The sequence below is a fragment of the Streptococcus parasanguinis genome (genome assembly GCF_001578955.1).
GTDB classification, from domain to species: Bacteria; Bacillota; Bacilli; order Lactobacillales; family Streptococcaceae; genus Streptococcus; species Streptococcus parasanguinis_U.
Genome location: NZ_KQ969759.1, coordinates 1 through 336 on the forward strand (window position 1 = coordinate 1; position 336 = coordinate 336).

Sequence of the window (336 nt, forward strand, 5' to 3'; positions counted from 1 at the left end):
CGAAGCATCAGCAGTCTCCTTTTCTTCTAGCTTACATCCTTGGGTACTTCCACGCCGACGCATTTCAGTTTCAATAGCGTTTAGGACTTCCCATTTGTTGAGGCTCCACATAGGGCCAATCAACATATCCCTTGGCGCGTCCCCTGTAATCCGGTGGATGACAATGTGTTTGGGGATGATCTCCAACTGGTCACAGATGACCTTGACATACTCCTCCTGGCTCATGAGTTGAAGTCGTCCTCCATGATAGTCCCGTTGCATCCGTGTATTGGTCATCAAATGCAAGAGGTGTAACTTGATGCCATCAATTTCATTATCGGTCACACAACGGCGAAC

General features: G+C 48.2%; 1 pseudogene. It reads right to left on the reverse strand.

The features are described from left to right. A pseudogene (locus tag SPADD19_RS11115) lies at window positions 1–336 on the reverse strand (TIGR01212 family radical SAM protein); the annotation flags it as partial.